This is a genomic window from Moraxella sp. K127 (genome assembly GCF_015223095.1).
Taxonomy (GTDB): Bacteria; Pseudomonadota; Gammaproteobacteria; order Pseudomonadales; family Moraxellaceae; genus Moraxella.
In genome coordinates this window covers 1-11,549 of the sequence record NZ_JADFBZ010000069.1, presented here as the reverse complement: position 1 = coordinate 11,549, position 11,549 = coordinate 1, and the positions used below count along the sequence as shown (strand labels likewise).

Sequence of the window (11,549 nt, the reverse complement as noted above, 5' to 3'; positions counted from 1 at the left end):
TTAGGGAAAACTGTTATGGTTCGACTTAGCTCACTTTGAGCGGTTTTCCTTGTACCCTACCCTATTCCGTGCCAAATTCCTTACGTTTATTGGCAAAAAATCTATCCAGCCTATCCATCGCATCTTCTAAATCTATCAAATTGGGCAAAAATACCACCCTAAAATGGTCGGGCTTATCCCAATTAAAACCCGTGCCTTGCACCATTAGAACTTTTTCTTGGATAAGTAAATCCATCATAAAATTCATATCATTTTCAATGGGATAGATATCTCTGTCAATCTTAGCAAAGCAATAAAACGCCCCTTGCGGTTTGGTACAGCTAATGCCCTTAATGGCATTTAGGCGAGAGACTGCCATTTCACGCTGTTTGTACAGTCGCCCTGTCGGTGCGGTCAGAGCTTGCATGGACTGATAACCGCCCATTGCCGTCTGTATGGCGTATTGGGCAGGCACGTTGGCACACAGTCGCATACTGGCAAGCATGGTCAAGCCTTCAATAAAGTCGCCTGCATGGTCTTTTTTGCCCGACAACATAACCCAGCCCGAGCGATAGCCTGCAATGCGGTGCGATTTTGACAAGCCATTAAACGTCAAAACGAGCGTCTTATCGGTAATCGTACACATGGGCGTATGCACGGCATCATCATACAAAATACGGTCATAAATCTCGTCCGCCATGATAACCAAGCCGTGCTTGACTGCCAAATCGGCAATCTGCTCTAAGATTTCCTTGCTATACAACGCCCCTGTGGGGTTGTTGGGGTTGATGATAACAATGGCTTTGGTTTTGTCGGTGATTTTACTCTCAATATCCGCCAAATCGGGGTGCCAGTTGTCTTCTTCGACACAGCGATAATGCACCGCCCTGCCCCCAGCTAGGTTGGCGGACGCTGTCCATAGCGGATAATCAGGCATAGGGATAAGCACTTCATCGCCGTCATCAAGCAGGGCTTGCAAGGTCATGACAATCAGCTCCGACACGCCATTACCAATATACACATCATTAACATCAGTCGCCGACAGCAGACCTTTGGCTTGATAATATTGCAAAATCGCCTTACGAGCCGAAAAAATCCCCTTGGAATCCGAATAACCAGACGCATTATGCAAGTTCATCGCCACATCTTGCACAATCTCATCAGGGGGCAACAGCCCAAAGGGTTCAGGATTGCCAATGTTTAGCTTGATGATACGCTGACCTTCGGCTTCCATGCGGTTGGCGGTTTGCAAAAGTTCACCACGAATGTCATAGCAGACGTTGGCAAGTTTGGCGGATTTTTTTAAAGGCTTCATGAGGGCTACCTTGTGAGAATGATTGTGTGAATTTGATAAATTGTCTTGTAAATCAATCTCTTGAAAATCAATCTCTTGACTGGCGTTATTGGCGGTTGGATTTGCCGATACGTTGCCTGTCAAAAGATAGTTTTCGGTCGTGCCTAGCACTTGGGCGACAATGGGGAGCTTGCTACTTGTGATGCCATTTTTGTCGCATTCCCAATTGGCAATCGCCCCACGACTGACGGACGCACCGTGGGCGTTTAACTTATCGGCTAGGGTTTGGGCGGATAATCCTAAGGATTTTCTAAGCTGTTTTAGGCGTTCGCCCTGCGTGGTGGGCGTATTTGGTGGGTGGGTGTTGGTGGTCATGGCGGTCATTGCAAGTAAAAGTTGCAATTATCATACGCCTGTTTGGGGGATTTTGCAAGCGATTTTGTTATATGTCCAAAAATCCCCTTAAATTACTGCTAATAACAAAGCCAAGCAGTCCAAAAGCGCTTAAAATAATTTCATCTTTGGTGTGTTTTGGGTGTTTCATGTTTGGCATGATAAAAAATGTCTTTGTTCTAATTGCATATTTTATTACCCCTATAACAAAGATAATAAAGCAAATAAATTGGATATAAGGAAGTAATTTTAGCCACATATGCTACCTTTTGTGTTTATTTTCATTATACCCCAAGCCCTACCCTTTTACCACCAAAAAGCCGTTACAAAAAGCCAATTTGCCACCGTGTCAAATTATGCTACACTTGCATTTTTGATTAGGAAACATTTATGCTATCTGACAACACCCTAACCCCCGATGAAATCGCCCAATTAACCGAACAAGACTGGCAAAACCGCCTAAGCGATGATGAATATCATGTTTTGCGTGAAAAAGGCACCGAGCGAGCTTTTACTGGTCTTTATACCGATGTGTTTGATAAGGGCGTGTATCGCTGTAAGGGCTGTAATGCCAAGCTGTTTGACAGCGATAACAAATACCACTCAGGCTGTGGCTGGCCAAGTTTTGACAAAACAATCAGTGATACCGCCCTGACCGAGACGCTTGATTTGTCGCACGGCATGAGACGTATTGAAGTGACTTGTACCAATTGTGGTGGACATTTGGGACACGTTTTTCCAGACGGACCAAGAGAGACCACAGGCATGAGATATTGCATTAACTCAGCGTCCATTCACCTTGAAAATCAATAATTTGTTATAATTATCAATAATTTAGGAAAATCTATGACAACCATTTACACCTTTACCGCCACCGACATTCGTGGCAATGTGGTTAATTTTGCCGATTTTAAAAACAAAGTATTGCTCATTGTCAATACCGCCAGCAGATGTGGATTTACGCCACAGCTTGCATGTTTGCAAGAATTACACGCAAAATACCATAACAAAGGTTTGGTTGTCATCGGCTTTCCTTGCAATCAGTTTGGCGGACAAGAACCCGATGACGAAACTGGCATTGCAAGTTTTTGTGAAATGAACTATGGCGTGGACTTTTTGATGATGAGCAAGGTTGATGTCAATGGCGACAACGCTCACCCGATTTTTGAGTTTTTAAAGCGCGAGCAAGGCGGAATTTTGACCGATGCAATCAAGTGGAACTTCACCAAATTTTTGGTCGGTCGTCATGGCAAGGTGCTAGACCGCTACGCCCCCACCACCAAACCTGAGAGTTTGGAAGATGATATTGTCAAAGCATTGGCTTAAATTGGCAAATTTATATAGCTTTTAATTTAATAAAAATCAAACACTTATAAAAAAATTCAAAATTTTTTGCAAAAAGTGTTTGACACCCACCAAAAAATCTATATAATACGCACCACAACGAACGACATACATAACAAATAAACATGGTTTAAATTATTTGTTTAAAGAGTTAAGTAAGTTAAGTTCGGGCGGTTAGCTCAGTTGGTAGAGCGTCTGCCTTACAAGCAGAGGGTCAGCGGTTCGAATCCGTTACCGCCCACCATTTTAAATCTTTTATGGTTAAAAAAGATTAGTGACCTTAGCAGCGGTAGTTCAGTTGGTTAGAATACCGGCCTGTCACGCCGGGGGTCGCGGGTTCGAGTCCCGTCCGCTGCGCCATTTTTAACTGGTTTTTCCAGTTTATCCCCTAAGTCTCCCCTGACTTAGGGATTTTTTTATGTCTTTTGCCTGTCTATTTATCAGGGCGTGTTGAACTTTGGTATTTGCAATGAAAAATGAGAAAAATCGCACGTTTTTCAAGGAAAAAACAAAGGCTGTGAGTCTTCTATCAGACAAGTTTTTGACGATGAAAAACAAGATTTAGCCATTTTTCATGCAAAAATTGATAAAAGCGTTAAATTTTCATCTTATTTTATAAAAATGTTATCAATGTTCAACACGCCCCAATTATTTGCCAATAAATTTTCAAAAAATCTTTCAAAAATTAACTGGGTAAATTTTAAGAGTTTTACTTAATTTTTTAAATTAAGTGGTCAGATAGCCATTTTTTCATGCAAAAATTGATTTAAAACATTAAATTTTCATCTTACACCCAACGAATTTGATATTTACCACAAGCTTTGTAGGACTGGCTCCGCACATCCTTTGATGACACAGCGATTTTTATAGGCGTGCTCAGCGCGCCCCTACACCCAAACATCATAAATTTGTGGTGATTTTAAAGTTCTTTGATTATATTAAATCTCTTTCCAAACTAAAAATAAACCCTTATAAGTATTGGGGTTGAAGTTTTTAAAAATCCATAAAAATCAGGGTTTGGAAAGAAGTCTATTTATAAAAATGTTATCAATGTTCAGCACGCCCTATCATTTATTTTTACAAAATTCATCATAAATAACTTACCTTTTTGGTAAAAATAGCATAAAATAGGCGGATATTTGCCCACTTTTTTGTGCTATTTTATCATGCGACATCGTACCCTTGACCCCTTTTTTCGCCGAATACTGATTGTGCTGTTTTGGGTGATTTTTCTGTACGCCCTGTATCTCATGCGTGCGGTGATTTTGCCTTTTGTGGCGGCGTTTATTTTGGCATACATGCTAAACCCGTTGGTAACACGATTGGCTCGTTACATGAATCGCATGCTTGCCATTGTGGTGGTGTATTTTGCCAGCATTCTACTGACGGGGGCGTTGGTTGTGTGGTTTGTGCCCGTATTGTGGCAACAAATCACTTTGGCGTGGGAGTCACTACCCTTGCTTGTAGAGTGGTATAACACCACAGCAAGAACATGGATAAGTCAGCACATGGGCGGACGTCCCATGCCGCTTGAAGTTGATGTCATCTCAAATGCACTCATTGAATACGCTCAGAAAAATTATCAGGTGGCAGATGCCCAGTCACTCATCAAACAAGTGCTAAGCTCAGGCATCATGGTGGCAAATAATGTTGGCATGGCAGTAATGGTGCCGATATTGACGTTTTATTTTCTCATCGGCTGGCAAAAACGTCTGGATGTGTGGCTACATGCCATGCCTAAACCCTATCAGAAAAAAGCCCTAGAAATCGCCAAAGACTGCGATGCCACACTCATGAACTTTATCAAAGGTCAGCTTAGTGTCATGTTACTGCTTGGGGCGATTTATGCCATACAACTACAACTCATCGGACTAAAATTCGGACTACTCATCGGTATCGGGGCAGGCGTGGCAAGTTTTGTGCCGTATCTGGGTTTTGGTGTGGGGATTATTGCGGCGATTGTCGTGGGGCTGTTCCAATTTGGTTTTGACCCCATTTATATCGGTCTTATCATTGGGGCGTTTATGGTCGGTCAAGCAATGGAAGGCTATGTGTTACAACCCCTACTGCTCGGCGATAAAATCGGACTGTCGCCATTGTGGGTGATTTTCTCGGTGTTGGCAGGGGCGTCTTTGTTTGGCTTTGTCGGTATGCTCATCGCCCTGCCCGTCTCAGCGATTTTAAATGTCCTGTTTCATCATGCGTACTGTGCTTATCTGGATAGCGATTGGTATAAAGGGCAAAAACAGCTGACGTTGTGGTGAATTTTTAAACCACTATCGAGTTTTTAAAAAATAAATAATGGCAGGGTTTGTCTTTGCCATTATTTTTTTGGGCGGTTATTTGGGTTTAGGTGGCAGATACGCTATAATAGGCGGTTTTTTGATACTGTACTGACTTAACCGATGAATATTCTTAACCACTTTACCAAAGACCAATGGTTCTCAAACGTCCGTGGCGATGTGCTGTCAGGGCTTGTAGTCGCCCTTGCACTCATTCCAGAAGCGATTGCCTTTTCTATCATTGCAGGGGTAGACCCAAAAGTGGGGCTGTATGCGTCCTTTTGCATTGCGGTGATGATTAGCTTTTTTGGTGGTCGCCCTGCCATGATTTCGGCAGCCACAGGGGCGATGGCACTTGTTTTGGCAAGTCTTGTCAAAAATCATGGGCTAGAATATATGCTCGCCGCCACGCTACTGACAGGCGTGATACAAATCATTTTTGGTTTTTTAAAAGTCGGGTATCTCATGAAATTTGTCGCCCGTGCGGTGGTCGTGGGCTTTGTCAATGCATTGGCGATACTGATTTTTATGGCACAACTGCCTGAGATTTTGGGGCGTGGCATGGCAACTTATATTCTCATTGCACTTGGGCTTGGAATTATTTATGCTTTTCCTTACGTTCCCAAGCTTGGCAAAATCCTGCCATCACCCCTTGTTACCATTGTCACCTTGACCATCATCAGCGTGATGATGGGACTTGATGTGCGGACGGTGGGCGATATGGGTGAGTTGCCCGATACGTTGCCTGTGTTTTTGTTGCCTGACATTCCTTTGAATTTGGAAACATTGTGGATTATCTTGCCGTATGCACTTAGCCTATCGGCGGTGGGTCTGCTTGAATCCTTGATGACGGCAACCATCGTGGACGAGATGACCGACACCACAAGCGACAAAAACCAAGAATGCAAAGGGCAAGGGGTCGCCAACATTGTGGCGGGATTTTTTGGGGGCATGGCAGGCTGTGCGATGATTGGGCAGTCGGTCATCAACATCAAATCAGGCGGTCGCACACGTCTATCCACGTTTTTAGCGGGTGTGATTTTGCTGATTATGGTCGTGTTTTTGAGCGATGTGCTAAGTGTCATTCCTATGCCAGCACTGGTGGCGGTGATGATTATGGTGTCCATCGGCACGTTTAATTGGCAGTCGGTCAAAGAGCTAAAAACGCACCCCTTGGGCTTTAATGTCGTCATGATTGCCACGGTCGCCATCGTGCTATATACCCACAATCTAGCCCTTGGCGTGGGGGCGGGCGTGCTACTTGCGTCTTTGTTTTTTGCCAATAAAATCGGTCGCTTTATGTCGGTACAATCCTTGCCCACGCCAGATGAGACCACGCTCGCCTATGGCGTGGTGGGGCAGGTGTTTTTTGCCAGTGCTGATAGATTTGTCGCTCAGTTTGATTTTGATAAGCCTGTTAAGGCGGTGAGCATTGATTTGACTTATGCTCATTTTTGGGATGTAACAGCCGTATCCGCCCTTGACAAAATCGTCATGAAATACCGCAAAAAAGGCGTATCGGTGGAAGTCTTTGGGCTAAATGAAGCCAGCAAAACCTTGGTGGATAAATTTGGCGTGCATGACAAACATGATGGCAAGGATATTATTTTTGAGCATTAAGGCGATATGACTTGCAAAACCGCCAAAAATTTGGTATATATAGCACATTTTTAAATCAGTTGAAAACCGCTGAGCGGTTCTAGCAGACTTTTGGATACCAAGCTTACATGACCGACCTTTTTCAGTCCGCCCTAGACCTTGATGTACAAGAGGAATCTCGGCTTTCGGATTTTACGTCCGTGGGCTATCAAGCAGTCATCATCGCCACCCAAAAGCTCTGCCAAGGCGAGTTGCCCGAAATCTTTATCTATGGTAAAAAAGGCTCTGGCAAATCCCATCTCGCTCTCGCCATCTACAACGAATACACCAAAACAGGCAAAACCGCCATCAGTCTATCGCTTGACAAAATGATAGAGAGCGAGGGCGATGATGCGTCCGCCCTACAAGGCTTACAGCTGTTTGACCTTGTGATATTAGACGATGTCGAGGCAGTAGCACGCAGTCATGAATGGCAAGAGGGGCTGTTTCATCTGATAAATGAAGTCAGACGTGAACAAAAACAGCTCGTGTTCCTAGCCAACGACCCTGCTCGTGAGTTAGACATCAACTTGCTTGACCTACTCACACGGCTGTCGCTCGCCCCTGCCTTTAAACTGCCCGATGGCGACAACCTTGCCGACCGTGAGGCAATGTTAAAGTCCATTCTAAGGCGTAAAAACTGGCGACTGCCCCCTGTTATTTTTGAATATCTGGTCAGTGATGGCCCTTATAATGCCACGGACATGATGAGCGTGCTAGACAGTATCTCGCCCCTACTCACACGATTGGCACGCACGCCCGTAAGCAAAAAAACCTTAGAAGACACCAAAAAAATCATCGATAAAGAGACCCTGCTTTTGGAGCTCGGTGACTACATCGATGACATGAGCGACTGATTTTGCTTTACTAATTTTAAATAATTAGCGTTTCCCCGCTTTTTCCAACTTCCACCCACCCAACAGGAAATACCATGAAAAAATTAAGCCTACTGCTTGCCATCGCACTTGCTACCCCTGCTTTTGCCGAGGTACGTCTGAATGTGGATGAGCATATCAAAGTAACCGCCATCAACGGGCAAGAGATTAAACACGGGGCTTTGCAACCACTTAGACGTGAGTTCACCCTTGACGCTGGTCGCCATGTTATCACCGCTCGCTATGACCGCTTATTTGACTTGCCCCGTGGCGAGCATGACTACCTAAAATCAGGTAACGTTACCATCACCGCCGACCTAGCGGACAACCAAGCTTATCAGCTGGTCATGCCAAATCAGCCAAACAATTATAGAGATGCCAAAGAATACGCCAAAGCCCCTACCCTTGCCATCAGCCAAAATGGCAAAGTGTTGGCTTCTGAGCAGACCGTAGAGAGTCGCACGGGCATTTTATCAACACTGGGCGACAGCATTGGCGGACTGTTCGGTCGTGATGACGCCACCCGAGCCAACCAAAAAGCCATCGCCGCCCTTAACCAAGCCCCCACGCAGCCTACCGCCCCAACCATGGTCACCCCTAAGGACAACCTAGACGGCTTTATGCAACTGTGGCTCAATGCCACGCCCGAAGAGCGTGAAAAAATTCGCCAATGGGTTGAAAAATGAGGGCTTGGTTAAGGTTTAAGTATTTTAAAAGTATTTTAAAAAAGCTGTCTTTGGACGGCTTTTTTGTTGGCTATAAACTACATACGCCAAGGAGATGATTTTGAAATTAAGCAAAAAACAATTCTCTATGGTTAAAAATATAATGATTGATTTGACGTGCATTTTTCTTTTCAAAATAAGAATTTAAAAAATGGATTATGTTAAATAAATTTTAAAAATCCGACTGGTTGGTTTTTTATAATTTTTATAAAATTTATCAAAAATATGATAATCGCCTGTCTAACAAATTGATTAAATTTTACCCAATTTCTTTACAAAATTTTCTTAAAAAATTTTATCCATCTCTTGACAAGCCCCAAAGCCTTACCCTGTCTTTTCTGTACGTTTTTCAAGTTTGGCTAAAATGATAAAATCACAGATTGGCACAAAATACAAGCTAGTATTTTAAAAATTTTTAGGCTATATTGTGCTACCTTAGAAATGCATTACTACATCTAGTGATTAATTTTTAAATAGAAAAATCGCTAAGTCATTGAGATTTGGTAATTTTTTACAATTTACAACAAACGGGTGATTTTATGACACACATCGACCAAATCAAAGTCAAAAAAAGAGACGGCACCTTTGAACCCATCAACCTTGACAAGATTCACAAGGTCATCACATGGGCAGCCAAAGGGCTAGACAATGTCTCCGTGTCGCAAGTAGAACTAAAATCACACATTCAGTTTTATGACGGCATTGCTACCCGTGACATTCATGAGACCATCATCAAGGCAGCAGCAGACTTGATTTCAGCCGAAACGCCTGATTATCAATATTTGGCGGCTCGTCTTGCCATTTTCCATCTACGCAAGATTGCCTATGGCGACTATGAACCGCCACATCTGTATGACCATGTCGCCCGCTTGACCGAAATGGGCAAATACGACAAACATATTTTGGCAGATTATGACCGTGCCGAATTTGATGAGCTAAACGCCTACATTGACCACGAACGTGACATGAACCTTGCCTATGCAGCGGTTGAGCAGATGATGGGCAAATATCTCGTCCAAGACCGTGTCACCAAAAAAGTCTATGAAAGCCCCCAATTTTTGTATATTTTGGTCGGCATGTGCCTATTTGCCAACTATGATAAAGCGGTGCGACTGGACTATGTCAAACGTTTTTATGACGCCACATCCAACTTCTACATCTCACTGCCTACCCCCATCATGTCAGGCGTGCGTACCCCCACCCGTCAGTTTAGCTCATGCGTACTCATCGAATGTGGCGACAACCTAGACAGCATTAACGCCACCACATCCGCCATCGTCCGCTACGTCTCACAGCGTGCGGGTATTGGCGTGAACGCAGGGGCGATTCGTGCGTTGGGCTCACCCATTCGTGGCGGTGAAGCTCAGCACACGGGCTGTATTCCCTTTTTCAAAATGTTTCAAGCAGCGGTCAAATCCTGCTCGCAAGGCGGTGTGCGTGGCGGGGCAGCGACCTTATTTTATCCGCTGTGGCATTTAGAAGTGGAGAGCTTACTTGTCCTAAAAAACAACCGTGGTGTCGAAGACAACCGTGTCCGCCACATGGATTATGGCGTACAGATTAACAAAACACTCTACACCAGACTCATCAAAAACGAAGACATCACCCTATTCTCCCCGTCTGATGTGGCAGGGCTTTATGACGCATTTTTTGCTGACCAAGCCGAGTTTGAACGTCTCTACACCTTATATGAAAATGACGAGAGCATTCGCAAACGCAAAATCCCTGCTCGCGAGCTGTTTAGTCTCATGCTCCAAGAGCGTGCCAGCACAGGGCGTATCTATGTCCAAAACGTTGACCACTGCAACACGCACAGCCCCTTTGACCCGTCTGTTGCCCCTGTTCGCCAGTCCAACCTATGCATGGAAATCGCCCTACCCACCAAACCGCTTGATAACATCAATGACGAGCATGGCGAGATTGCCCTATGTACGCTGTCCGCCATCAACCTAGGCAAGATTGACAAACTAGAAGAGATGAAAGAGCCTGCCGAGCTTATCGTGCGTGCGTTGGACGCTTTGCTTGACTATCAAGACTACCCTGTCATCGCCGCCAAAAATGGCAGTATGAACCGCCGTACACTCGGTGTGGGTGTGATTAACTACGCCTATTATCTTGCCAAAAACGGCACACGCTACTCGGACATGGGGGCGATTGGACTAACTCACCGCACTTTTGAAGCGTTCCAGTATTATCTATTAGAAGCATCGAACAAACTTGCCCAAGAAAAAGGGGCTTGCCCTGCCTTTGGCGAGACGACATACAGCCAAGGCATTTTGCCGATTGATACCTATAAGGCGGATTTGGATAACATCTACAATGAGCCACTACACCTAGACTGGGAAGCCCTGCGTGCCAACATCAAACAGCACGGTCTGCGTAACTCCACCCTGTCAGCTCTCATGCCATCTGAGACATCCAGCCAAATCGCCAACGCCACCAACGGTATCGAACCGCCACGGGGCTTGGTGTCGGTCAAGCAGTCAAAGGACGGTATTTTAAAACAAGTCGTGCCTGATATCGAAAACCTAGCAAATAAATACGAGCTATTATGGCAAATGCCTGACAATAACGGCTACCTAAAACTCGTTGGTATCATGCAAAAATTCATCGACCAGTCCATCTCTGCCAACACCAATTATGACCCTAGTAAGTTTGAAGGCGGAAAAGTCCCCATGAAAATCATGATTCAAGACCTGCTCACCGCTTATAAACTGGGCGTAAAAACCCTGTATTATCATAATACCCGAGACGGAGCAGACGACAGCCAAGGCGAGTTAGATGACGGCTGTGCAGGCGGGGCGTGTAAATTATAATGAATAACATAAAAATAAGCTCATGGATTTGGGCTTATTTTTTTTGACTTGTCAAAGCGTTGGCAAATATATAGTCAATTAACCCCAATTTCACCAATGCTAAATTTTAAAAATTTATTTGTCGTATGGTAAGGTGCGTACCACGCACCTTTTTAATGAAAAATCGGAATTGTTAAATAGAAATATATTTCAAAATTTGGACG

The 11,549-nt window shown here is 44.3% G+C and carries 8 protein-coding genes and 2 tRNA genes; 9 read left to right on the top strand and 1 reads right to left on the bottom strand.

Going from position 1 to position 11,549, the window contains the following annotated elements; translation table 11 throughout:
* Window positions 1-61: 61 nt before the first annotated feature.
* A complete protein-coding gene (locus IM753_RS11990; protein WP_083108283.1) occupies window positions 62-1,648 on the bottom strand; it encodes an aminotransferase class I/II-fold pyridoxal phosphate-dependent enzyme in 1,587 nt (528 codons plus the stop codon).
* A 408-nt stretch (window positions 1,649-2,056) separates the two neighbouring features.
* On the opposite strand from IM753_RS11990, the gene msrB reads away from it, so the two are divergent.
* From msrB to nrdA, 9 genes are all read left to right on the top strand, one after another.
* Window positions 2,057-2,479, top strand: coding sequence for a peptide-methionine (R)-S-oxide reductase MsrB (msrB, locus tag IM753_RS11980; protein ID WP_062499744.1), 423 nt, complete (start codon window positions 2,057-2,059; stop codon window positions 2,477-2,479).
* A 33-nt stretch (window positions 2,480-2,512) separates the two neighbouring features.
* Window positions 2,513-2,992 (top strand): glutathione peroxidase, encoded by a 480-nt coding sequence (locus IM753_RS11975; protein WP_062499742.1) that lies wholly within the window; start codon window positions 2,513-2,515, stop codon window positions 2,990-2,992.
* Window positions 2,993-3,178: 186 nt separating this feature from the next.
* Window positions 3,179-3,254 (top strand) — tRNA-Val (locus tag IM753_RS11970).
* 39 nt (window positions 3,255-3,293) lie between these two features.
* A tRNA-Asp gene (locus tag IM753_RS11965) sits at window positions 3,294-3,370 on the top strand.
* Window positions 3,371-4,176: 806 nt separating this feature from the next.
* Window positions 4,177-5,274 (top strand): AI-2E family transporter, encoded by a 1,098-nt coding sequence (locus IM753_RS11960; RefSeq protein WP_194109374.1) that lies wholly within the window; start codon window positions 4,177-4,179, stop codon window positions 5,272-5,274.
* Between the two features lie 141 nt (window positions 5,275-5,415).
* On the top strand, window positions 5,416-6,912 hold the full coding sequence (locus IM753_RS11955; protein WP_065256414.1) for a SulP family inorganic anion transporter: 1,497 nt from the start codon (window positions 5,416-5,418) through the stop codon (window positions 6,910-6,912).
* Window positions 6,913-7,019: 107 nt separating this feature from the next.
* Window positions 7,020-7,787, top strand: coding sequence for a DnaA ATPase domain-containing protein (locus IM753_RS11950; RefSeq protein ID WP_194109373.1), 768 nt, complete (start codon window positions 7,020-7,022; stop codon window positions 7,785-7,787).
* Between the two features lie 74 nt (window positions 7,788-7,861).
* On the top strand, window positions 7,862-8,491 hold the full coding sequence (locus IM753_RS11945; RefSeq protein ID WP_194109372.1) for a DUF2057 domain-containing protein: 630 nt from the start codon (window positions 7,862-7,864) through the stop codon (window positions 8,489-8,491).
* Window positions 8,492-9,069: 578 nt separating this feature from the next.
* Entirely contained in the window at window positions 9,070-11,346 is a 2,277-nt protein-coding gene (nrdA, locus tag IM753_RS11940) for a class 1a ribonucleoside-diphosphate reductase subunit alpha (protein WP_194109371.1), read from the top strand.
* Window positions 11,347-11,549: the final 203 nt, after the last annotated feature.